This is a genomic window from Streptomyces sp. NPDC047079, from assembly GCF_040643755.1.
In the GTDB taxonomy this organism is placed as follows: domain Bacteria; phylum Actinomycetota; class Actinomycetes; order Streptomycetales; family Streptomycetaceae; genus Streptomyces.
In genome coordinates this window covers 88144-110567 of record NZ_JBEYUZ010000009.1, presented here as the reverse complement: position 1 = coordinate 110567, position 22424 = coordinate 88144, and the positions used below count along the sequence as shown (strand labels likewise).

The 22424-nt window shown below is 70.7% G+C and carries 17 protein-coding genes; 4 read left to right on the top strand and 13 right to left on the bottom strand.

What is annotated here, in order from left to right; translation table 11 throughout:
* The first annotated feature begins 4 nt into the window (after nucleotides 1–4).
* Nucleotides 5–607, top strand: coding sequence for a YceI family protein (locus ABZ823_RS14900; protein ID WP_361658992.1), 603 nt, complete (start codon nucleotides 5–7; stop codon nucleotides 605–607).
* Between the two features lie 199 nt (nucleotides 608–806).
* Here ABZ823_RS14900 and ABZ823_RS14895 read toward each other — a convergent pair whose 3' ends face one another.
* Nucleotides 807–2156: a hypothetical protein gene (locus ABZ823_RS14895; RefSeq protein WP_361658989.1), complete on the bottom strand. Its 1350-nt coding sequence runs from the start codon at nucleotides 2154–2156 to the stop codon at nucleotides 807–809.
* A gap of 82 nt (nucleotides 2157–2238) precedes the next feature.
* Nucleotides 2239–5262, bottom strand: coding sequence for a glycoside hydrolase family 3 N-terminal domain-containing protein (locus ABZ823_RS14890; RefSeq protein WP_361658986.1), 3024 nt, complete (start codon nucleotides 5260–5262; stop codon nucleotides 2239–2241).
* A gap of 266 nt (nucleotides 5263–5528) precedes the next feature.
* On the opposite strand from ABZ823_RS14890, the gene ABZ823_RS14885 reads away from it, so the two are divergent.
* Both ABZ823_RS14885 and ABZ823_RS14880 read left to right on the top strand, forming a co-directional pair.
* Entirely contained in the window at nucleotides 5529–7397 is a 1869-nt protein-coding gene (locus ABZ823_RS14885) for a ricin-type beta-trefoil lectin domain protein (protein ID WP_361658983.1), read from the top strand.
* 47 nt (nucleotides 7398–7444) lie between these two features.
* The gene (locus tag ABZ823_RS14880; protein ID WP_361658981.1) at nucleotides 7445–7933 is read left to right on the top strand and encodes a hypothetical protein; all 489 of its coding nucleotides are present in this window, start codon (nucleotides 7445–7447) and stop codon (nucleotides 7931–7933) included.
* 40 nt (nucleotides 7934–7973) lie between these two features.
* Here ABZ823_RS14880 and cimA read toward each other — a convergent pair whose 3' ends face one another.
* The 6 genes from cimA to ureA form a co-directional block, all read right to left on the bottom strand.
* Nucleotides 7974–9578 carry a citramalate synthase gene (gene cimA / locus ABZ823_RS14875; protein WP_361658978.1) on the bottom strand — a complete coding sequence of 535 codons (1605 nt, stop codon included), beginning with the start codon at nucleotides 9576–9578 and terminating at the stop codon, nucleotides 7974–7976.
* A gap of 280 nt (nucleotides 9579–9858) precedes the next feature.
* A complete protein-coding gene (locus ABZ823_RS14870) occupies nucleotides 9859–11160 on the bottom strand; it encodes an MFS transporter (RefSeq protein WP_361658974.1) in 1302 nt (433 codons plus the stop codon).
* 59 nt (nucleotides 11161–11219) lie between these two features.
* Entirely contained in the window at nucleotides 11220–11825 is a 606-nt protein-coding gene (locus tag ABZ823_RS14865; protein WP_361658970.1) for a TetR/AcrR family transcriptional regulator, read from the bottom strand.
* A 109-nt stretch (nucleotides 11826–11934) separates the two neighbouring features.
* Complete coding sequence (locus tag ABZ823_RS14860; RefSeq protein ID WP_361658967.1) at nucleotides 11935–12975, bottom strand: agmatine deiminase family protein; 1041 nt, start codon at nucleotides 12973–12975, stop codon at nucleotides 11935–11937.
* A gap of 20 nt (nucleotides 12976–12995) precedes the next feature.
* Entirely contained in the window at nucleotides 12996–14678 is a 1683-nt protein-coding gene (locus ABZ823_RS14855) for an urease subunit alpha (RefSeq protein ID WP_361658965.1), read from the bottom strand.
* Nucleotides 14675–15379 (bottom strand): urease subunit gamma, encoded by a 705-nt coding sequence (gene ureA / locus ABZ823_RS14850; protein ID WP_361658961.1) that lies wholly within the window; start codon nucleotides 15377–15379, stop codon nucleotides 14675–14677. Before ureA ends, ABZ823_RS14855 begins: the two co-directional genes overlap by 4 nt.
* Nucleotides 15380–15523: 144 nt before the next feature.
* Between ureA and ABZ823_RS14845 the strand changes: the two genes are divergently transcribed.
* The gene (locus ABZ823_RS14845; protein WP_361658958.1) at nucleotides 15524–16957 is read left to right on the top strand and encodes a cytosine permease; all 1434 of its coding nucleotides are present in this window, start codon (nucleotides 15524–15526) and stop codon (nucleotides 16955–16957) included.
* A 54-nt stretch (nucleotides 16958–17011) separates the two neighbouring features.
* Here the strand turns inward: ABZ823_RS14845 and ABZ823_RS14840 are convergent, their stop codons facing one another.
* From ABZ823_RS14840 to pruA, 5 genes are all read right to left on the bottom strand, one after another.
* Nucleotides 17012–18100, bottom strand: coding sequence for a branched-chain amino acid aminotransferase (locus ABZ823_RS14840; RefSeq protein ID WP_361658956.1), 1089 nt, complete (start codon nucleotides 18098–18100; stop codon nucleotides 17012–17014).
* Nucleotides 18101–18367: 267 nt separating this feature from the next.
* On the bottom strand, nucleotides 18368–19411 hold the full coding sequence (locus ABZ823_RS14835) for a 3-isopropylmalate dehydrogenase (RefSeq protein WP_361658953.1): 1044 nt from the start codon (nucleotides 19409–19411) through the stop codon (nucleotides 18368–18370).
* Nucleotides 19412–19561: 150 nt separating this feature from the next.
* Entirely contained in the window at nucleotides 19562–19693 is a 132-nt protein-coding gene (locus tag ABZ823_RS14830; RefSeq protein ID WP_093781119.1) for a hypothetical protein, read from the bottom strand.
* Nucleotides 19694–19985: 292 nt separating this feature from the next.
* A complete protein-coding gene (locus tag ABZ823_RS14825) occupies nucleotides 19986–20525 on the bottom strand; it encodes a GNAT family N-acetyltransferase (protein WP_361658950.1) in 540 nt (179 codons plus the stop codon).
* Nucleotides 20526–20760: 235 nt separating this feature from the next.
* Nucleotides 20761–22392, bottom strand: a complete 1632-nt coding sequence (pruA, locus tag ABZ823_RS14820; RefSeq protein ID WP_361658947.1) for an L-glutamate gamma-semialdehyde dehydrogenase — start codon at nucleotides 22390–22392, stop codon at nucleotides 20761–20763.
* Nucleotides 22393–22424 lie beyond the last annotated feature (32 nt).

Below are 22424 nucleotides of genomic sequence, written 5' to 3'. Positions count from 1 at the left end.
GATCATGGGCATCTTCGGCCGCAAGAGCAGCACCGCCACCGTCCCCGCCGCCGCGGTGAACCCCGACCTCGCCGCGCTGACCGGCGACTACACGGTGGACCCGTCGCACACCACCATCGGCTTCGTGGCCCGTCACGCCATGGTCACGAACGTCAAGGGCAGCTTTCAGGACTTCCAGGGCACGCTGCACCTGGACGGCTCGGACCCCTCGAAGTCCACGGCCTCGATCGACGTGAGGATGGACAGCATCGACACGGGCTCGGTCGACCGCGACAACCACCTCAAGAGCGCGGACTTCTTCAAGATCGACGAGCACCCGGCGATGACCTTCCGCTCCACCGGTGTGCAGGCGCTGGGCGGCGACGGCTTCCGGATCACCGGGGACCTCACGATCCTCGGTACCACCAAGCCGGTCAGCATCGACCTGGAGTTCAACGGCGCGGCCAAGGACCCGTTCGGCAACGAGCGCGTCGGCTTCGAGGGCAGGGCGGAGCTCCTGCGCTCGGAGTGGGGCCTCACCTGGAACGCGGCTCTGGAGACGGGCGGCGTGCTGATCTCGGACAAGATCAAGCTGGTCTTCGACATCTCGGCGATCAAGCAGGCCTGACCTGCGCCCCGACCGCCACGTGCCTCGCCGCGTGATCCCGGACGCGCCCGCCCTCCACTGCCGTATGCGGAGGGCGGGCGCTGGCCTTCCTGGAGGCATGGCGGCTGCGCGAGCGTCGTGTCCGACCGACGCAGCGGGGCACCGGCAACGAAGCAGCGGACACCGGCGTGATCCGCCCGCGAGCGGCTGAACCGACGGGTCAGAAACCCCCGCCGAAGTCCCCGCCGCCTCCGCCGAAGTCGCCTCCGCCGCCATCGCCGAAGCCGCCACCGAAGTCGCCGGGGTCGAAGTCCGCGCCGGACATGTCACCGCCGTCGTAGCCGCCGAAGTCGCCGTAGCCCGCGCCGTAGTCCGCCGCGTACGACGGGGTGGCCATCATGCTGCCGAGCAGTGTGCCGACCAACAGGCCGGGCAGGATGCCGCCGCCGAAGTACCCGCCCGCCCAGGGGCCGTAGGCCGGTCCGGCGTCGAAGTAGGGGCGGCGGCCGAACTCCGTGTCCACCTCGCGGACCGCGGGCTCGCGCCCATCGGCCAGCCGGGCCTGGTCCGCCGCGCAGACCGGTACCTCGCGCGGGGCGCCGCCCGCAGGCGTCCAGACCGCGTCGGCGACGGACGGGCCGTGGCGCGGGTCGAAGAAGCACGGCGGCCGGCGCTCGGGCAGCGGACGGCCCTCGCGGCGGGCGGCGAGCACCGCCAGCGAGAAGCGGCCGTCCTCCAGCGCCTGGCTGACGGCCTTCACGTCCTCCGGGCGCTGCGCGGCGGCCATGGCCGACTTCGCCTGCTCGTACCCGTTCAGCGCGCGCTCGTAGTCCTGGCGCATCGCGTCGTCCGCCCCCGGCTCCCCGGGATGGAAGTCGAGGCGGTCCAGTTCCTCACCGAAGGCGGTGATGTCCTCGTCGACCACCACCCGCAGCTTCTCCAGCGCGGCCCGTTGTTCCTCGTCCCGCCGGCGCCGGCCGCGCCGTACGAGCGCGTAGGCGCCCGCGCCGCCGACCACCAGCACGGCGGCGACCGCGATCAGCGCGGTGGAGGAGACCCCGCCCTGGCCGCCCGAGGTGCCCCAGCTCGACGGGGCGTGACCGCGGACGTTGGCGAGCGCGCGGTCGGTGAAGTCGTTGAGCTGGGCCTTCGCGGGCTCGCCCTGAACGCTTGTGACCAGGTTCCGCACGGCGGCGGGAGGCAGCACGGAGGAGTCGGCCCGGGCGTCGAAGCGGTCGCCGAGGCGGATCGCGTACAGGCCGGTGATGCCGGTGGCCGTGCGGAGGTCGGAGAAGAGGTTCTGGGTGGGGTAACCGGCGGGCAGGACCGCCACGAAGACCGGTTTGCCGGCGTCCTCGATCTTCTTCGCGAGCGCTGCGGCGTCCCGCGCGGACAGCTGCCCCGAGGCCGCCGGATCGACATAGACCGGGGCCTCGCGCAGCGCCGCGGCGACGGTCGAGACGTTCGTCGCCGCATGCGCGGGGGGCGCACCTGCGTACAGCACCGTCAGGGCCGCCATGAGCAGCGCGACCAGCGGCACGGTGAGTCCTTTGACCAGTACGGCCTTCATACTTCGAAGCTACCCGAAGGCGACGGGTACGGGGCGGCCGGGCAGGGGCGGTGCCGATGGGTACCGCCCCTGCCCGGACACGTCAGGTCACCGACCGGTACGCCTCCGTCAGCTTGGCCACCGCCGCCGCGTACTTCCCGGTCAGCAGCAGATGGTCCGCGTCCGCGAAGGGTGCCGCGATCGCCGCCGTGATCCCGGGTCCCGCCTTCTGCTGGACGAGCAGCCGGGCCTGGGTGACGATCGCGCGGCCCGCCGGTGCGGAGTGCGTCCGCTCGGCCGCGGCGGCGGCGAGCGCCAGCGCCTTCAGGGTCGCCGTGCCTCCGTTCGGGACCCTGGTGAGGGTGGTCAGTCCCCAGCCGTAGGGGAACTGCGGGTCGTACGAGGCGTCACCGACGTTGATCGGCAGCTGGGACTCGGACTTCGGCCAGGTCACGGGCAGCTGCCCGGTGAACGGGCGCTTGCCGTAGAGCACGTCCGCCACGCCGTCGCCCTCGGTGCCCGGCAGCCAGGAGGCCACCAGGGCGTCGATCGCGCCGAGCCGGTCGCCGATCAGCTGCGGACGGCCGGAGACGATCAGCACCGCGCACTTCATGGCACCGCACACCTTGTCCACGGCGGCCTTGTCGGCGGCGGACAGCTGGAGGTCGTGGCCGTTGCCGACGTCACCGACGCCCTCGGCGTACGGCGTCTCCCCCACGACGACCACGCCGACGTCGTAGCCGTTCAACGGGGCCGAGGCGTCCTTGGAGTAGGTGACGTCTCCGCCGGCCTTGCGCATCGCCTGAAGGATGGTCGTGCCCTGGGTGTGGGTGCCGGACGCGCCCTGCCAGGTGATGGTCCAGCCGCCGGTCTGGTTGCCGAGGTCGTCGGCGTTGGATCCGGCGACGTACACCTTCTGGCTCTTCTTGAGCGGCAGCACACCGCCCTCGTTCTTCAGCAGCACCTGGGACTCGGCGGCCGCCTGCCGGGCCACGGCCCGGTGCGCGGCGGAGCCGATCTCGGCGGCGCCGCTCGTGTCGGCGTACGGGTGCTCGAAGAGGCCCAGCCGGAACTTCTGCGTGAGAATGCGCGAGACGGCGTCGTCGATCCGCTTCTGGCTGATGCGGCCCGCCTTCACCTCGTCGATCAGCGTCGTGCGGAAGTCCTTGTAGGTGTACGGCACCATCATCATGTCGACGCCGGCGTCGACCGCGGTGCGGACGTGGGTCGCGTAGTCGCCGGGGAGCTGGTCGATGGCGTTCCAGTCGCTGATGACGAACCCGTCGAAGCCCATACGGCCCTTGAGCACGCCGTTGATCATGTCGGCGCGGGCGTGCATCTTCACCGGGCCCTGGCCGTCGCCGAGGATGTCGAGCGACGAGTACGACGGCATGACCGAGCCGATGCCGCGGTCGACCGCAGTCCGGTACGGGGCCAGGTGGACCGCCTCGAGCTGCTGCCGGGTGACCTTGGTGACGCCCTGGTCGATGGTGTACGAGCCGGTGGTGGAGGAGCCGTAGGCGGTGCCGCCGTCGCCGACGAAGTGCTTGGCGGTGGCGAGGACCTTGTCGTCCCGGCTGAGGTCCCGTCCGTCCGCGCGTCCCTGGAGGCCCTGGATCACCGTCTCCATGGACTCGACGAGTGCCGGGTCCTCGCCGAAGGACTCGTAGGAGCGGCCCCAGCGCTCGTCGCGCGTGACGCACAGACAGGGCGCGAAGTCCCAGGGGACACCGGTGGCGCGCACCTCACCGGCGGTCACCGCACCGGTCCGCTCGGCCAGTTGCGGGTCCCTGGTGGCCCCGATGCCGATGTTGTGCGGCATGACCGTGGCGCCGGCGAGGTTGTTGTGCCCGTGGACGGCGTCGACGCCGTAGATCAGGGGGATCTGGAACCGGGTCGCCTGCGCCCGCAGCTGGAAGGAGTCGATCATCTTCGCCCATGCCTCGGGGGTGTTGGGCGTCGGGGTCGAGCCGCCGCCGGAGAGCAGCGAGCCGAGGGAGTAGGCCGCGATGTCGCCCTGGGAGGTGAGGGCGGCGCGCTCGGCCTGCGTCATCTGGCCGGCCTTCTCCTCCAGGGACATCCGGGACAGCAGGTCCGCGACGCGCTTCTTCAGCGGCAGCCTGCTGTCCAGGTACGGCAGTCCATGGGCGTCGATGACCACCTGCGGGGTCTCGGCGGGGGCCTTGGCGCCGGTGACGGCCAGCTTGAGCGGGATCGTCTCGGCTGGCTCGGCGGCCTTGTCCTTCAGGGTGCGCACCTGGATGGTCCGCGTGCTGCCGGAGGGGGTCCCGGCGGGGAAGGTGAGGGTTCCCTGGGCGGCGGTGTAGTCGGTGCCGGACTCCGCTGTGCCGCCGGCCGTGTCGTAGGTGACGGTGACGGGCTCGTCGAGGGGGGCGGAGCCGGTGGTGGCGACGGTGACCTTCACCTGGGCCGCGCCGCCCTCCCCGACCGGGTAGACGGCGGAGTCCGTGGTGACCGAGGCCCGCCGGGACTGGTCGGCCCTGCCGTACAGCTCGACGCCGTCCAGGGCGAAGTGGCCCTTGACGCCGACGGGAAGTGTGACGGCGTACCCCCACATCTGGGTGAGGCCGAGGACGTGGTCGATGCCGCCGACGGGCTGGTAGTCCGTGCGATAGGTGAAGTCGGTGAAGGGGATCGAGATCTGCTTCCAGCCGCTGAAGTCATCGGTGAACGAGGTGGTCCACAGCTCGGAGGCCTCGCCGTTCGCGCCGCCGTCCTTGATCTCGAAGGCGATCTTCTTGCCGTTGTTCTGGCCGTCCCACCAGAAGCGGATGCCCTGGTGGGCGGACCAGTCGTGGGCGGGCCGGTCGGCGGCGAAGTCGTGGGTGAAGCCGCCGTAGCCGCTGATGTCATAGCTGCCGGTGAGGACCTTGGCGCCCTCGGGGGCGTCCGTGCGCTCGGCGAGTTGCAGCGCGGGCGGGTCGTCGGCGTCGCCGCCCCAGGTGAAGATGCCCTCGGCGGGCTGCTGCCCGAAGGGCACCTCGCCCTCGAAGCGGTCGACCGGGACGGGGGCGGGGTCGTCGGCGCCGGACGCGGTACCGGCCGCGGTGAGCGGGATCAGGGCGGTGAGCACGGCGGCGGAGGCGAGCAGGGCGGTTCTTCGCATGGACCTTCCCTTTGGCTCTTGTAGCCCACGTGGCTCTCGTAGTCCACCTGGTGAGCTTACGACTTAGATCACGGCGTGAGTTAACTGGCGTACCGCCCAGTCGTCAAGACTTCACGTCAGAACAGGTACGGACCCAAGTCCCGGCCGGAGCAGGCATGTTCTTCCTTCGGAAACTGAACGCGCACCCCCTTGACGCGGCCGCGGCGCCGTCATTTACTCACGCCTCGCATGCCTCCCGTCCCCCACCCCCAGAAGGGCGGCGCACCATGAGAACACCCCTGCGCGCGGTTCACGTGCTCCTCGCCGGGCTGCTGACCACCGCCGGGCTGACCGCGGCGGGCACCCTGCCCGCCCACGCCGCCGGCGAGCAGGTCACGGCGTGGCTGACCACGACCGACGACAGCGGCGGTCGACATGTCGTGCGCGGGCTCCAGGCGCAGACGCCGTTCGCCTTCCAGTCGGGAACCGGCGGCGGTGGCGAGAACATCACCGTCGACGAGAACACCCGCTACCAGACCTTCACCGGTGGCGGTGCGTCCTTCACGGACACCGCGGCCTGGCTGATGAACAGCAGCGGGGCGCTGTCGCAGCCGACGCGGGACGCGACCATGAGCAAGCTCTTCTCGCCGACGGACGGGATCGGGCTGTCGTTCCTGCGCAATCCGATGGGTGCCTCGGACCTGGCCCGCTACGGCTACACCTACGACGACGTGCCGGCCGGGCAGACGGACCCGAACCTGACGAAGTTCTCGATCGGGCACGACCTGGCCGACGTGGTGCCGCTGACCAAGCAGGCCCTCCAGCTCAACCCCTCGCTGACGGTGATGGCCAGCCCGTGGACGGCGCCCGCCTGGATGAAGGACAGCGGGCAGCTCAACGGGGGCTGGCTGAAAGCGGAGGACTACGGGGCCTACGCGTCGTACTTCGTGAAGTACCTCCAGGCGTACAAGGACCAAGGCGTCCCCGTCTCGTACGTCACCGCACAGAACGAGCCGACGTGCTGTTCGGGCTATCCGTCCATGAGCTGGAACGCCTCCGGGCTCGCGTACTTCACGAAGAACGAGCTGCTGCCGAAACTCCAGACGGCGGGACTTTCGACGAAGGTGCTGGCGCACGACTGGAACTGGGACACCTACGACTCCTACGCGGCGCAGACGGTGGACGACGCCGCGATCCGTTCGCACCCCAACTTCGGCGGGATCGCCTGGCACGGGTACGGCGGCGACGTGGCGAAGCAGACCACGGTCCACAACCAGTACCCGCAGCTGGACGCCTTCGGCACCGAGCACTCGGGCGGCACCTGGATCGCCAACCAGCAGCGCGAGGACATGCTCAACATCGTCGACTACACCCGGAACTGGGCGAAGTCGGTCACGAAGTGGTCGCTCGCGGTCGACCAGAACAGGGGGCCGCACAACGGCGGCTGCGGCACCTGCTCCGGCCTGATCACGGTCCACAACGGGGACGGGGCGAGCGGGACGGTCGACTACACGATCGAGTACTACACGATGGGCCATCTGACGAAGTTCGTACGGCCGGGCGCCCAGCGCATCGCGTCGACGGCGAGCTCGGCGGTGCCGAACGTGGCGTGGCGCAACCCGGACGGTTCCAAGGCGCTGATCGCGTACAACGACGCCACCTCGGCGAAGACCGTGACGATCAACTGGGGCGGCCAGCACGCGACGTACTCGCTGCCGGGCAAGACGTCGGCGACGTTCACCTGGTCGGGGACGCAGTCGGGCGGCGGTGACCGGTCGGGCGCGTTCGTGGGACTGGCGGGCAAGTGCCTGGACGTGGCGGGGGCGTCGAGCGCCAACGGGAGCGCGGTGCAGCTCTACGACTGCAACGGGACGGCAGCCCAGCAGTGGACGGTGAAGGCGGACGGTTCGGTTCAGTCGCTCGGGAAGTGCCTGGACGTGTCGGGCGGTTCCACGGCGGACGGGGCCAAGGTCCAGCTGTACGACTGCAATGGGACCGGAGCACAGCAGTGGTCGTACAACTCTTCGACGGGTGACGTGGTCAACCTCGCGGCGAACAAGTGCCTCGACGTGACGGACAACTCGTCGGCGAACGGGGCACGAGCGCAGATCTGGTCGTGCACGGGTGCGGCCAACCAGAAGTGGCGACTTCAGTAGCCGAGGGGTGAGGCGTACCCGCCGCCCCTCCAGGAGGGGCGGCGGGTATGCGACGGGCGATCCTGGCAGTGGTGGGCGCTGTCGGCGCGATGGCGGTGCTGAGTGGATGCGGCGCCGAGGTGCGTCCCCTGGCCGCGGTCTACCGTGACGCCTCGGGCAGTCCGCGAGCACTGCTGCGGCCGTGTGGTGACGGCCTCATCCAAGGGCTCGGCCTGACCGGACAGCCCCCCGGAGACGACTCCGAGCGCAACCGCTCCGGCTGGAAGGCCCCCGGCAAGCGGCGCGGCTCCGATGCCGACTTCCCGCTCTTCTCGCCTCCGTCGGCCTGGCGGACCCGCCCGGCGGGGCAGCATCGGCTCGTGCCGGCGTACACGTACGAACTGGGCTTCGGAAAGGCGGACTTCACCTACGAGTACACCGGCATGGTCGCCTTCCGCGCGGCAGACCTCCACCGGCTGCGCACCGGTCAGGTCTGGGCCGACAACCGTGCCATGAGCCGCGGCGAGTTCGAGAAGCTCGCCGCGGACTCCTGCTGAGGCCCGCCGCTCCGCGGGCTCCTGCCGGGGCGGCGGGCCGCTACTCCGCGGGCTCCACCCCGGCGCGCAGCAGGCCGTAGGTGTACGCGTCCTCCAGCGCCTGCCACGACGCCGCGATCACGTTCTCGGCCACGCCGACCGTGGACCACTCGCCGTGGCCGTCCGACGTCGAGATGAGCACGCGTGTCGTGGAGTGCGTGCCGTGCTTGCCCTCCAGGATGCGGACCTTGTAGTCGACCAGTTCGAGGGCGGCCAGCTGGGGGTAGATCTTCTCCAGCGCGACCCGCAGCGCCCGGTCCAGGGCGTTGACCGGGCCGTTGCCCTCCGCGGTCGCGACGATGCGCTCGCTCTTCGCCCAGAGCTTCACCGTCGCCTCGTTGGCGTGGGTGCCGTCGGGGCGGTCCTCGACGATCGCCCGCCAGGACTCGGTGCGGAAGTAGCGCAGCGGCTTGCCCGCCACCTCCTCGCGCAGCAGGAGTTCGAAGCTCGCGTCCGCTGCCTCGTACGTGTAGCCCTTGAGCTCGCGCTCCTTCACGCGCTCCACGACCCGGCCGACCAGCTCCCGGTCGCCGCCGAGATCGATGCCCAGTTCCTTGCCCTTGAGCTCCACCGAGGCCCGGCCCGCCATGTCGGAGACCAGCATCCGCATGGTGTTGCCGACCAGCTCGGGGTCGATGTGCTGGTACAGGTCCGGGTCCACCTTGATCGCGGACGCGTGCAGGCCCGCCTTGTGCGCGAACGCCGAGACGCCCACGTACGGCTGGTGCGTGGAGGGCGTCAGATTGACGACCTCGGCGATCGCGTGCGAGATGCGCGTCATCTCGCGGAGCCTGCCCTCGGGCAGCACCTTCTTGCCGTACTTCAGTTCCAGGGCCGCGACGACCGGGAAGAGGTTCGCGTTGCCCACCCGCTCGCCGTAGCCGTTCGCCGTGCACTGCACATGCGTGGCGCCCGCGTCCACCGCCGCGAGGGTGTTGGCGACGGCGCACCCCGTGTCGTCCTGCGCGTGGATGCCGAGCCGGGCGCCCGTGTCCGCCAGGACCGTGGAGACCACCGCCTGGACCTGCGCGGGCAGCATGCCGCCGTTGGTGTCGCAGAGGATGACGACCTCGGCCCCCGCCTCCCACGCCGCGCTGACCACCGCCTTGGCGTACTGCGGGTTCGCCCGGTAGCCGTCGAAGAAGTGCTCGCAGTCGACGAAGACCCGGCGCCCCTCGGCCCGCAGATGGGCGACGGTGTCGCGGATCATCTCCAGGTTCTCGTCGAGCGTTGTGCGCAGGGCCAGCTCGACATGGCGGTCGTGGGACTTCGCCACCAGGGTGATCACCTGCGCACCCGACTCCAGCAGCGCCCGGACCTGAGGGTCCTCTGCCGCCTTGCCGCCCGCGCGGCGCGTCGCGCCGAAGGCGACGAGCCGGGCGTGCCGGAAGTCGATCTCCTGCTGGGCGCGCGCGAAGAACTCGGTGTCCCGTGGGTTCGCGCCCGGCCAGCCGCCCTCGATGAAGCCCACGCCGAAGTCGTCCAGGTGCCGTGCGATGGCCAGCTTGTCCGCGACGGTGAGGTTGATGCCCTCGCGCTGCGCGCCGTCGCGCAGCGTGGTGTCGAAGACGTGGAACGAATCGTCGAGTTCGCTGGTTTCCGTCATGGTCTCAAGGCTCCTGTATTGGATCTCGGTCTACCGGAATGACCGGCTCCACCGTCCCCCCATGGTCCCTCGCGCTCCCCCTCTGGCTGAAGGTGGGCCAGAAAACGAAAAACCTCTCGCGGGTGCGAGAGGTCTGCGCGCGGGTCGAGGACGACGATGGCCGCCCGCACCTGGTCGTACGAGGCGGTCACTGCGGACCGGCGCGCCTGCTGCCAATAATCATGGCGAACGAGAGCACGGGGGCAGTCTGGCACAATCCGCCCCCGCACTCACCGCTGTCTCATGATGCGGTCGTCAACGTGGACGACTCGGCGGTGTCCATCCGGGTCAGATCCAGATCGCGGGTCTCCCGCATGGTGAGGTACACGACCAGCGACACGGCCGCGCAGCCGGCCACGTACCAGAAGAAGCCGGACTCGACGCCCGCGTGCTTGAACCAGAGGGCGACATACTCCGCCGTGCCGCCGAACAGCGCGTTGGCCAGGGCGTACGGCAGGGCGACACCGAGGGCGCGGACACCCGTCGGGAACAGCTCCGCCTTCACGCACGCGTTGATCGACGTGTATCCGGTGACCACGACCAGGGCCAGCAGCGACAGTCCGAGGGCCGGCCAGAAGCCGCTCGCGTGCTTGAGCATCGTCATGATCGGCACGGTCAGCAGGGTGGAGCCGACCGCGAAGGTGATCAGCAGCGGGCGGCGGCCGATCCGGTCGGAGAGCAGGCCGGCCAGCGGCTGGAGACAGGCGAAGACGATCAGCGCGGTGAAGGAGACGAGGGTGGCGGTCTCCTTGGGCAGGCCCGCCGAGTTGGACAGGTACTTGGTCAGATAGGTGGTGTACGTGTAGTACGCGACCGTACCGCCCATGGTCAGGGCCATCACCAGGAGAGCCTCGCGCCTGTGCCGCCACAGCGCACGCAGCGTGCCGCGCTCCTCGCCCCCGGTCTCGTCGGCCTGGTAGACCTCCGTCTCCAGCATGGTGCGCCGCAGGTAGAAGACCACCGCCGCGCCGAGCGCGCCCACCACGAAGGGGATGCGCCATCCGTAGCCGTGCAGCGCGTCGTCGGACATCGTGCGCTGGAGCAGGATGAGCAGGCCCAGGCCGACGATCTGGCCCGCGGTCATCGACACGTACTGGAAGCTGGAGGCGAAGCCCCGCCGTCTCGGGTCGGACGCCTCGGTGAGGTAGGTCGCGCTGGCGGCGTACTCACCGCCCACCGACAGACCCTGCAACAGGCGGGCGAGGAGCAGCACGAGCGCCCCGCCGTAGCCCGCGACGGCGTATGTCGGCGCCACCGCGATGAGGATCGCCGAGGCGGACATCAGCGTGACCGTGAGGGTCAGGGCGGCCTTGCGGCCCTTGCGGTCGCCCACCCGGCCGAGCAGCCAGCCGCCGACCGGGCGCATGAAGAAGCCGACCGCGAAGATGCCCGCGGTGTTCATCAGCTGGGCGGTGGGGTTCCCGTCGGGAAAGAAGGCCCCGGCGAAGTACGTGGCGAAGCTGGCGTAGACGAACCAGTCGTACCACTCCACCATGTTGCCGGCCGAACCGATCCAGATTCTCTTCCAGTGCTCTCGTCCCATGAGCCGTTACCTGCCCCGCCCAACCGGCGGGAATCACGGCAATCGGCCATCCGCCGACGTCACTCGAGGCCCGGCCGTGCCAGCGTCTCGTCCAGGAACTGCCGTACGTGGCCGAGGACCTGCTCCCGGTCGGTGCCCCGCAGACCGATCGCCACATGGATGGAGAAGCCGTCGAGGAGGGCGCGCAGCCTGGCGGCGAAGCGGTCCGGGTCGACCGGCCGGAACTCGCCCCGCGACACGCCCTCGGCGAGCAGGGCCACCAGGTCGCGGTGCCAGGCGCCCTCGATGGCGGACTGCCGGTCGCGGGCGTCGTCCTCGGCGTTCTGCGAGCGGTTCCAGACCTCCAGCCACAGGGTCCAGTGCGGGTCGCGGTGGCCGTCGGGGACATAGAGGTCGACATAGGCGTCGAGTCGTTCCCGGGCCGTGCCGGGCCCGCTGAGCAGCCGTCCCCGTTCGGCGCCGAGTCTGCCCTCGCTCCACTCCAGGGTCTGCAGGAGCAGCTCGTCCTTGGAGCGGAAGTAGTACAGCAGATGGCCGCTGCTCATCCCGACCTCCCGGCCGAGCGCCGCCATGGTGAGCTGCTCCAGACCGCGCTCGGCGATCATGCCCATGGCGGCGGCGAGGAGGCCCTCCCGGGGCGGGGCGACATTGCGTCTGCGGGTCACTCGACTGCCCCCTGCCGGCCGTCGGGGAGCCGCACGGGTTCGGTCGGGCGGTGGCCGCACGCGGCACGGAACAGTACATCCACCCGTACGTTCTACCCGACGCGTTCCCTCACCGGACCCTCGGCTGCTGCTGGGTGATGCAGTGGATGCCTCCCCCGCCCGCGAAGATCGTCCGGGCGTCCACGAGGGTCACCGTCCGCTCGGGGAACAGCCTGCGGAAGACACCGGCCGCGAGTTCGTCGCGCGGGTCGTCGAAGGCGCAGAGCACGACGCCGCCGTTGCACAGGTAGTGGTTGATGTAGGAGTAGTCGGCCCAGTGGCCGTCGGCCTCCAGGACGGTCGGCGCGGACACCTCGACGACCTGCAGACGGCGGCCCCGGGCGTCGGTGGCGGACTTCAGGATCCCGATGGCCTCCCGGGTCACCTCGTGGTCGGGATGCGCGGGGTCGGGCTGGTGGTGGGCGACCACCACGCCCGGGCGGGCGAAGGCGGCGACGATGTCCACATGCCCGAGGGTGCCGAAGCCGTACGGGGGGTAGTCGCCGGTCAGACCACGCGGCAGCCAGATGGCCTTGCGGGTGCCGAGGTGGGCGTGGATCTCCGCCTCGACCTGCTCCCTCGTCCAGTGCGGGTTGCGTTCGGGGCCGAGCTGCACGGTCTCCGTGAGCAGCACGGTCCCTTCGCCGTCGACGTGGATCGCGCCGCCCTCGTTGACCAGTTTCGAGGTGTACGTCTTCGCGCCCGCGAGGTCCGAGACATACGCGGCGATCTTCGCGTCGTGCTCCCAGCGGGCCCAGCCCTGGGCTCCCCAGCCGTTGAACGTCCAGTCCACGGCGGCCAGTCGGTGTCCGTCGGTCAGGAAGGTGGGGCCGATGTCGCGCATCCAGGCGTCGTCGAGATCGCGTTCGACGGTGTCGATGCCGTCGCCCAGCAGGGTGCGCGCCCCGGCGGCCTGACCGGGGCCGCAGACCACGGTGACCGGTTCGAAGCGGCGCACCGCCCGGGCGACCGAGGCCCAGGCCGCACGGGCGGCCGCGAGATCGCCGGGATCGTCGAAGGTCGGGTTAGGGCCCGGCCATGCCATCCAGGTGCGCTCGTGCGGGGTCCACTCGGCGGGCATGCGGAAGCCGTCGGCGGCGGGGGTGTTCACGGTAGGGGACCTCACGGGACTCAGAGGAAGTACAGGCGGTTGAGGGACACCGAGTCGGCGGGCTGGGAGCGGACCGGTGCGCCGTCGAGGGTGACCAGACCGGTGCGCCGGTCCACATCGACCGATCCGGTACGGGAGTTGAGGCGCAGATCGGCGGGACCGATGCCGCGGGTGCCGCGGACGGCGACCCTTCTGCGCCGGGTGGGTATCCGGTCGGCCCCCTGGTCCACGGCCGCCCGCGCGACGAAGGCGACGGAGAGGTCGGCGGCGGTCGCGCCGTGGGCGCCGAACTGCGGGCCGAGCACGAGGGGTTCGCAGGTGTCCGTGGCCGCGTTGGGGTCGCCGACCACGCCGTAGGCCGGGAAGCCGGCCTTGAGCACGAGCTGCGGTTTGGCGCCGAAGTACTCCGGCCGCCACAGCACGATGTCGGCCAGCTTGCCGACCTCCAGGGAGCCCACCTCGTGCGCGAGGCCGTGTGCGATGGCCGGGTTGACGGTCAGCTTGGCGATGTAGCGCAGGACGCGGGCGTTGTCGTCGTCCGGGCCGTCGCCGTCCAGGGGCCCCAGCTCCGCCTTCATCTTCCCGGCCATCGCGAAGGTGCGGCGCACGGTCTCGCCCGCGCGACCCATGCCCTGCGCGTCCGAGGAGGTGATGCCGATCGCGCCCAGATCGTGCAGCACGTCCTCGGCGCCCATGGTTCCGGCGCGGATACGGTCACGGGCCATGGCGGCGTCACCGGGCAGGTCCGTCTTCAGGTCGTGGACCGAGACGATCATGCCGTAGTGCTCGGCGACGGCGTCCCGGCCGAAGGGGAGCGTCGGGTTGGTGGAGGAGCCGATGACGTTCGCGACGCCCGCCATCTTCAGGACGTTGGGCACATGTCCGCCGCCGCAGCCCTCGATGTGGAAGGCGTGGATGGTGCGGCCTTCGAGGACACGGAGCGTGTCCTCGACGGACAGGCATTCGTTCAGGCCGTCGCTGTGCAGGGCGACCTGGACGTCGTGCTCCTCGGCGACGCGCAGGGCGGTGTCGAGGGCGCGGGTGTGGGCGCCCATGTCCTCGTGCACCTTGAAGCCGGAGGCGCCGCCCTCGGCCAGGGCCTCGATCAGGGGTGCGCTGTCGGAGGACGAACCACGGCCCAGGAAGCCGATGTTGACGGGCCAGGCGTCGAAGGCGTTGAACGCGTGCCGCAGCGCCCAGGGCGAGTTGACGCCGACGCCCCACACCGGACCGAACTCCTGCCCGATGATCGTGGTCACGCCGGAGGCCAGCGAGGCCTCCATGATGCGCGGCGACAGCAGATGGACATGGGTGTCCACGGCCCCGGCGGTGGCGATCAGACCCTCACCGGAGACGATCGACGTCCCCGTGCCGACCACGACGTCGACGCCGTCCAGGGTGTCGGGGTTGCCGGCCCGTCCGATGGCGTGGATACGGCCTTCCCGGATGCCGATCGAGACCTTGCGGATGCCCAGCGCCGCGTCGATCACGACCACGTTGCTGATGACGACGTCGCAGGTCTCGCGGACGGCCGCGGCCTTGAGGTGCAGGCCGTCGCGGGCGGTCTTGCCGAAGCCGGCGAGGAACTCGTCGCCGTATTTCTGTGCGTCGGACTCGACGCGGATCACCAGACCCGAGTCGCCGAGGCGGACGCGGTCACCCGCGCGGGGACCGTGGGTGGCGGCGTACTCGTACGGATTCATCGCGCGTCTCCTTCACGCCCGGCCCCCGGAGTTCCCAGATATCCGCAGGCGGCGGCCCGGCGCAGGGCCTCCTCCTTCGCCCCGGGCGCGTCCAGCGGCCCGTCGACGAGCCCCGCGAAACCGATCGCGATCCGCTCGCCGCCGATCGGCACGAGCCCGACCTCGACGCTCTCGCCGGGCCCGAACCGCACCGACGACCCGGCGGCCACGGCGAGCCGCATGCCGTAGGCCTTCTCGCGCTCGAAGTCGAGGCGGGGATTGGCCTCGAAGAAGTGGAAGTGGGACGTGACGGAGACCGGGACCGTGGCCGTGTTGGTCACGGGAAGGTGCAGGACCGCCTCCGGCTCGGTGTGGGCCGGCCCCGGGAGCAGCGCGCCCGGGGCCCGGTCGCCCACCCCGCCCGTGATGGGGTCGGAGACCACCGCGAGCCGTGACCCGTCGTCGAAGACGGCCTCCACGTGCACCTCGGTGACGATGTCCGCGACACCCGGCAGCACGTCGTCCGGGCCGAGCACGGACCGGGCCGCCTCGACGGCTTCGGCGAGCCGCTTCCCGTCCCGGGCGGCCTCGCAGACGGTGTCCGCGATCAGGGCGGTGGCCTCCGGCACGTTCAGCCTCAGTCCCCGGGCCCGGCGGGCGCGGGCCAGCTCGGCGGCCCCGAAGAGCAGCAGCCGGTCTCGTTCCGTGGGGGTGAGTCTCACGACGCGGCACCTCCTTGCTTCCAACCTTTTAGAGCATCACTCTAAAGGTTGGCTTCGTGGAAAGGAACCGTTGACGAACGGACGCCGCCCAAGCCACATTGAACGTCGCTCTAATAGTCAGGCGGCCGTCGAAGGAGACCTGCCATGCCGATGGAACAGCGCGGAGTCGACACCATCCCGGACGAGGAACGCACCAGTGGACCCCGCGATCTGGTCTCGATCCTGGTCGGGTCCAATCTGTGCCTCGGCGTGATCATCTTCGGCTGGCTGCCCGCCTCCTTCGGACTCGGCTGGTGGGCCTCGCTCAGCTCGATCGTCGTTGGCACGGTCGTCGGCACCCTTTTCACGGCGCCGCTGGCGCTGGTGTCCCTGCGCACGGCCACGAATCTGTCGACGTCGTCCGGCGCCCAGTTCGGCGTGCGCGGCCGGCTGGTCGGCTCGGTGGTCGGTCTGCTGCTCGCCCTCGGCTACACCGCCCTGACCGTGTGGATCGGCGGCGATGTGATGGTGAGCGTGCTGCACCGCCTGTTCGGGCTGACGCCGAACGGCGGTACCTACGCCCTCGTCTACGCGCTGCTCGCCGCGGCGACCGTGGCGGGCGCCGTGTACGGCTACCGGGTGCTGCTGTCCCTCTCCCGCGCCCTGGCGATCGGGATGACGGCCCTCCTGGCCCTCGGGGTGATCGCGTACGCCCCGCACTTCACGACGTCCGCGCTGCCGGAGGCGGGCGGCTATCTGCTGGGCGGGTTCTGGCCGGCCTGGTTCCTGGCCACGGTGGCCGCCGGCCTCTCCGGACCGATCGCCTTCATCACCCTCCTGGGCGACTACACCCGGTACATCTCCCCGGCCCGCCACTCTGCCCGTCGGGTGCTGCACGCGACCTGGCTCGGTCTGATCCTCGGTCTGCTGATCCCGCAGCTGTTCGGCACCTTCACGGCGTACGCGGCCGGCGCGGCCCTCGACTACGCCGGACCGCTCGTCGACGCCTCCCCCGGCTGGTACCTGGTCCCGCTCCTGCTCGCGGCCTCCGCGGGCTCGGTCGGCAACGCGGGGCTGATGCTCTACTCGATGGGCCTCGACCTGGACGCGATCCTGCCGCGCGCCTCCCGTGCCCGGGCCACCTGCACGGTCGCCGTCGTCGCCACCCTCTGCGTCTTCGTCGGCCACTACGCCTGGGACGCGCAGTCGGCGATGACGTCCTTCGTGCTGCTGCTGACGGCGATCGGCACGCCGTGGGCGGTCATCACCCTCATCGGCTTCGTCCGCAGCCGGGGCGTCTACGACGCGGACGCGCTCCAGGTCTTCAACCGCCGGTCGCGCGGCGGGATCTACTGGTACCGCTCCGGCTGGAACGTACGGGCGACGGCGTCCTGGGCGGTGGGCGCTGCGGTGGGTCTGCTCGCGGTGTCCCTCCCGTCCTACGAGGGCCCGCTGCTGTCCCTGACCCAGGGGGTGGACTGCAGCTTCCTGCTGTCGGGCGCGGTGGGCGGCCTCGTCCATCTGGCCTTGTCACCACGGCAGCACTCGGCCCGCGTCAAGGCGGGCAAGGAGCCGGCTCGGGCGGAGAGCGGGCTGTAGGGCGGCACGTCGGCCCGCCCGGGAACGGGCGGGCCGGCATACGGCCCGGGCGGATCAGCCGAGCGGGTGCATCCAGCCGTGCCTGTCCTCTCGGGTGCCGCGCTGGACGTCCAGCAGGGCCTCGCGGAGCTCGAGGGTCACCTTGCCCGGCTCGCCACCCGACTGCTTCCACTCGGCACCGGCCCGCTTGACCGTCCCGACCGGGGTGATGACCGCCGCGGTGCCGCAGGCGAACACCTCGGTGAGGGTGCCGTTCTCGGAGTCGGCCTGCCACTGGTCGAGGGAGACACGGCGCTCCTCGGCCTCGTAGCCGAGGTCGCGGGCGACCGTCAGCAGCGAGTCACGCGTGACGCCCTCCAGGATGGAGCCGGTGAGCGACGGCGTGACGATCTTGTCGCCGTACACGAAGTAGAGGTTCATGCCGCCCAGTTCCTCGACCCACTTGTGCTCCACGGCGTCGAGGTAGCAGACCTGGTCGCAGCCCTTGGCGGCGGCCTCGGCCTGGGCGAGCAGGGAGGCCGCGTAGTTGCCGCCCGTCTTCGCGTCGCCCATGCCTCCGGGAACCGCGCGGACGCGGTCCTCGGAGGCCCAGATGGAGACGGGCCTGACCCCGCCCGGGAAGTAGGCGCCGGCCGGGGAGGCGATGACCAGGAAGAGGTACTCGTTGGCCGGCTTCACGCCGAGGCCGACCTCGGTCGCGATCATGAAGGGGCGCAGGTAGAGGGACTCCTCACCGCCGTGCGCCGGCACCCACGCCTTGTCCTGCCGGACGAGGACGTCGCACGCCTCGATGAACGTCTCCACCGGCAGCTCCGGCATCGCCAGGCGCCGGGCGGACCGCTGGAAGCGCTGGGCGTTCCTCTCCGGGCGGAAGGTGGCGACCGAGCCGTCGGGCCGGCGGTAGGCCTTGAGGCCCTCGAAGATCTCCTGTGCGTAGTGCAGGACAGTGGTGGCCGGGTCGAGGGAGATCGGCGCGTACGGGACGAGCTGGCCGTCGTGCCAGCCCCGGCCCTCGGTCCACCTGATGGTCACCATGTGGTCGGTGAAGTGGCGGCCGAACCCAGGGTTGGCCAGGATCGCCTCCCGCTCCGTGTCGGAGAGCGGGTGGGCGGAAGGCTTCAGCTCGATCGTGGGCGTCGTCATGTGTGGTTGTCCTTCACCGGTTGTCGTGACGGGCCGCGCTCACTCCCGCACTGGCATGCACCAGTGCCGGGACATCCGAGCATTCCCTCATTCCGCGGCTCCGCGTTCGATTATCGCAAGCGGGTGAGGTCGGACGAAACGGCGTGAATACGGCCCCAAGGGTTGCCCAGGGGTGGGTCGATGGTGACACCCGGCGGGGGCATACGAAAGCCGCCGGGGCCGATGGCGACCCGGCGGCTTACTCAGGGGGTGTGAGTGGCGGCGGGGTCAGCCGGCTACTCGTACGGCGAGCGCGTCGCCGATCTCGTCGGTGGTGCGGGCGGGCCTGCCCACCCGCTCGGCGAGGTCGGCGGAGACGGCCTCCTCGATACGGGCGGCCTCGGCCTCGTGACCGAGGTGGCGCAGCAGAAGGGCGACCGACAGGACGGTGGCCGACGGGTCGGCCTTGCCCTGGCCCGCGATGTCGGGCGCCGAGCCGTGCACGGGCTCGAACATCGACGGGAACTCGCGGGACGGGTTGATGTTGCCCGAGGCGGCGACCCCGATGCCGCCGGAGACGGCGGCGGCCAGGTCGGTGATGATGTCGCCGAAGAGGTTGTCGGTGACGATCACGTCGAAGCGCTCGGGCTGGGTGACGAGGTAGATCGTCGCCGCGTCGACGTGCATGTACTCGGTGGTGACCTCGGGAAACTCCTGGCCGACCTTGTTGAAGATGTCCGTCCACAGGTGACCGGCGTGCACCAGCACGTTGTTCTTGTGGACGAGGGCCAGCTTCTTGCGGGGGCGGGCCTGCGCGCGGGCGTACGCGTCGCGCACGACACGCTCGATGCCGAAGGCGGTGTTCAGCGAGACCTCGGTGGCGACCGCGTGCGGGCTGCCGGTGCGGATGGTGCCGCCGTTGCCCGTGTACGGGCCCTCGGTGCCCTCCCGGACCACGACGAAGTCGATCTCGGGCTGGCCCGCGAGCGGGGTCGCGACGCCCGGGAGCAGCTTGGAGGGCCGCAGGTTGACGTGGTGGTCGAAGGCGAAGCGGAGCTTGAGCAGGAAGCCGCGCTCGAGAACGCCGGAGGGGACCGACGGGTCGCCGATCGCGCCGAGCAGGATCGCGTCGTGCCCCTTCAGCTGCTCCAGATCGGCGTCGGTGAGGGTCTCACCGGTGGCGTGGTAGCGCCGGGCGCCGAAGTCGTACTCCTTGGTCTCCAGCTTCACATCCTCCGGGAGGACGGCGGAGAGGACCTTCAGCCCCTGGGCCACGACCTCCTGGCCGATGCCGTCACCGGGAATCACTGCGAGATTGATGCTGCGAGACATGACGGCACCGTACTCCCTGTCCCATGCAATGACACGCGGCGTCCGCGATACGGACAGAAGGACTACGGCATTCGGGGTGCGGCGCGGTGCGTGACCGCGCCGCACCCCACGGGTGCGGCTCCCGGCTCGGAAAGCGCCGCTCGCTCCGGCTCAGTGGCCGGTCTCGCCGCCGTTGTCCCGGCGGTCGAGGGCGCGCTGGAGCGCGGCGGCGGCGTTCTTGCGGTCGGACTCACTCGTGCGGGAAATGTGGCGGACTCGGCGGCGGGCGGTCGTCTCGGCCATGGGGAATCGACTCCTTCGACATCCGGGAATGCGGAAAGGGGGTTACGAGACGCCCCCACTGCCTAATGGGCGTGGGCGGTGCCCCCAAGAGGGTCGAGGAGCGGTGCCGCAGGGGTGACCTGCATGGGGCCCGGCTCACGACCGCCATTCGCTGGGTCGAGCGAGACGTTCGGCTCCTACAAAGCTAAGCGAGGACCGGGCGCCTGTCTCCACAATTACTCGGACTTCCTACTATCTGAGACGGCGGGACGGCCCCCACAGCCGTGACCTGCCGCCAAGGCCTGGCCGGCCGTCAGAGCACGTCGCCGTCCCGCCAGTCGAAGACCAGCTTGTGCTTGGGTTTGAGCTCTCCCACGGCCGCCGGCCGCACAAAGGTGCAGCCCTCCTCACCGCGAAGCCGTACCACGCCATGAGGGCCGAGGGCGCAGAGGCGGCCCGACCACAGCTGCCAGCCCCGGGCTTCGTACAACGGGATGCCCTCGTCGCTCGCGGACAGCGCGCCGAGGTCGTAGGCGCCCTCGATGATCCGCTCGATCTCGCCCATGACACGTCCGCCGAGCCCCTGGCGCCGCACATCCGGACGCACGCCCACGCCCTCCACGTACCCGACGCGCAGCCAGCGCTTGCGGTACCGCACGCGCCGCTGGATGACGGACCCGTGCGCGGCGAGCCCCCGTTCGTCGCTCACGAGGACGTGCATCCCGCCGAGCCCGTGCTCCCACTCCTCGTCGTCGTAGTCGCCCGCGAACGCCTCGTCCAACAGGGCGCGGGCGGCGCGGAGTTCGTCGGGGTCGAGGTCGGCGGTGTGAGCGGTGCGCAGACGGGTGGCCATCGGATCAGTATGGCCTCACCCTGGATTCCCGTACGTGATCGATTACCACGTGTCTGACTGTTGGTCCGATGTATGACGCCGCCCTGCGCGGCATGTCAGGTATGAGCGCCGTACGACCTGCGAGCGCCGCGCATGACAACCGCCCCCGCCCCGGGTGTCGGTACGCCGGGTCGGGGGCGGTGCTCAGGGGGCGTCAGCCCTCGTGCGGGCAGGTCCAGCCCATATACGGGCGGATTCAGCCCATGTGCGGGTAGGTGTAGTCGGTCGGCGGGACCAGCGCCTCCTTGATCGCGCGGGTCAGGGTCCAGCGCAGCAGGTTCTGCGGGGCGCCCGCCTTGTCGTTGGTGCCGGAGGCGCGGCCGCCGCCGAAGGGCTGCTGGCCGACCACGGCGCCGGTCGACTTGTCGTTGATGTAGAAGTTGCCGGCCGCGTAGCGCAGCTTCTCGGCCGTGTACGCCGCCGCGGCGCGGTCGTTGGCGATGACCGAGCCCGTCAGGGCGTAGTCGGACACCGACTCCATCTGGGTCAGCATCTCGTCGTACTTCTCGTCGTCGTAGACGTGCACCGCGAGGATCGGGCCGAAGTACTCGGTCGTGAAGACCTCGTTCTCCGGGTCGGTGCACTCGATGACGGTCGGGCGCACGAAGTAGCCCACCGAGTCGTCGTAGGAGCCGCCCGCGACGATCGTGCAGGTCGGGTCCTCCTTGGCGCGGTCGATGGCGGCCTTGTTCTTCGCGAAGGCGCGCTCGTCGATCACGGCGCCGATGAAGTTCGACAGGTCGGTGACGTCACCCATGGTCAGGTGGTCGACCTCGGCCGTGAACTCCTCCTTGAAGCCGGAGTTCCAGAGGGAGGCCGGGATGTACGCGCGGGAGGTCGCGGAGCACTTCTGGCCCTGGTACTCGAAGGCACCGCGGGTGAGCGCCGTCTTCAGGGCCGCCCGGTCGGCGCTCGGGTGAGCGACCAGGAAGTCCTTGCCGCCGGTCTCGCCGACCAGGCGCGGGTAGGAGCGGTACTTCTCGATGTTGTTGCCGACCGTCTTCCACAGGTACTGGAAGGTCTTGGTCGAACCGGTGAAGTGGATGCCGGCGAGGTCGCGGTGTTCGAGGGCGACCTTGGAGACCTCGATGCCGTCGCCGGTGACGAGGTTGATGACGCCCTTGGGCAGGCCCGCCTCCTCCAGCAGCTGCATCAGCAGCACGGCGGCGTGGGTCTGGGTCGGGGACGGCTTCCAGACCACCACGTTGCCCATGAGCGCGGGGGCGGTGGGCAGGTTGGCCGCGATCGCCGAGAAGTTGAACGGAGTGATCGCGTAGACGAAGCCCTCCAGCGGGCGGTGGTCCAGGCGGTTCCAGACCCCCGGGGAGTTGGCCGGGGGCTGCTCGGCCAGGATCTGGCGAGCGTAGTGGACGTTGAAGCGCCAGAAGTCGACCAGCTCGCAGGGGCTGTCGATCTCCGCCTGCTGGGCGGTCTTGGACTGTCCGAGCATGGTGGAGGCGGCGATGGTCTCGCGCCAGGGCCCGGCCAGCAACTCGGCGGCGCGCAGGATGATCGCGGCGCGGTCGTCGAAGGACATCGCGCGCCAGGCGGGGGCGGCGGCGAGGGCCGCGTCGATGGCGTCCCGCGCGTCCTGCTGGGTGGCGTGCCGCAGAGTGCCGAGGACCGCCTTGTGGTTGTGGGGCTGCACGACCTGGAACGGCTCGCCGCCGCCCATGCGCTTCTCGCCGCCGATGGTGCACGGCAGGTCGATCGGGTTGTCGGCCAGCTCCTTCAGCTTGGCCTCCAGCCGGGCGCGCTCGGGCGAACCGGGGGCGTAGCCGTGCACCGGCTCGTTGACGGGGGTGGGGACCTGGGTCACAGCGTCCATGGGTTCCGTAACTCCTTTTGCGAGCGGGTGGG

Bases quoted from the DNA above. Each gene is read 5' to 3' on its own strand.
- ABZ823_RS14900 (WP_361658992.1), top strand. From the start codon at position 5: ATGGGCATCTTCGGCCGCAAGAGCAGCACCGCCACCGTCCCCGCCGCC.
- ABZ823_RS14895 (WP_361658989.1), bottom strand. From the start codon at position 2,156: ATGAAGGCCGTACTGGTCAAAGGACTCACCGTGCCGCTGGTCGCGCTG.
- ABZ823_RS14890 (WP_361658986.1), bottom strand. From the start codon at position 5,262: ATGCGAAGAACCGCCCTGCTCGCCTCCGCCGCCGTGCTCACCGCCCTG.
- ABZ823_RS14885 (WP_361658983.1), top strand. From the start codon at position 5,529: ATGAGAACACCCCTGCGCGCGGTTCACGTGCTCCTCGCCGGGCTGCTG.
- ABZ823_RS14880 (WP_361658981.1), top strand. From the start codon at position 7,445: ATGCGACGGGCGATCCTGGCAGTGGTGGGCGCTGTCGGCGCGATGGCG.
- cimA (WP_361658978.1), bottom strand. From the start codon at position 9,578: ATGACGGAAACCAGCGAACTCGACGATTCGTTCCACGTCTTCGACACC.
- ABZ823_RS14870 (WP_361658974.1), bottom strand. From the start codon at position 11,160: ATGGGACGAGAGCACTGGAAGAGAATCTGGATCGGTTCGGCCGGCAAC.
- ABZ823_RS14855 (WP_361658965.1), bottom strand. From the start codon at position 14,678: ATGAATCCGTACGAGTACGCCGCCACCCACGGTCCCCGCGCGGGTGAC.
- ABZ823_RS14845 (WP_361658958.1), top strand. From the start codon at position 15,524: ATGCCGATGGAACAGCGCGGAGTCGACACCATCCCGGACGAGGAACGC.
- ABZ823_RS14840 (WP_361658956.1), bottom strand. From the start codon at position 18,100: ATGACGACGCCCACGATCGAGCTGAAGCCTTCCGCCCACCCGCTCTCC.
- ABZ823_RS14835 (WP_361658953.1), bottom strand. From the start codon at position 19,411: ATGTCTCGCAGCATCAATCTCGCAGTGATTCCCGGTGACGGCATCGGC.
- ABZ823_RS14830 (WP_093781119.1), bottom strand. From the start codon at position 19,693: ATGGCCGAGACGACCGCCCGCCGCCGAGTCCGCCACATTTCCCGCACG.
- ABZ823_RS14825 (WP_361658950.1), bottom strand. From the start codon at position 20,525: ATGGCCACCCGTCTGCGCACCGCTCACACCGCCGACCTCGACCCCGAC.
- pruA (WP_361658947.1), bottom strand. From the start codon at position 22,392: ATGGACGCTGTGACCCAGGTCCCCACCCCCGTCAACGAGCCGGTGCAC.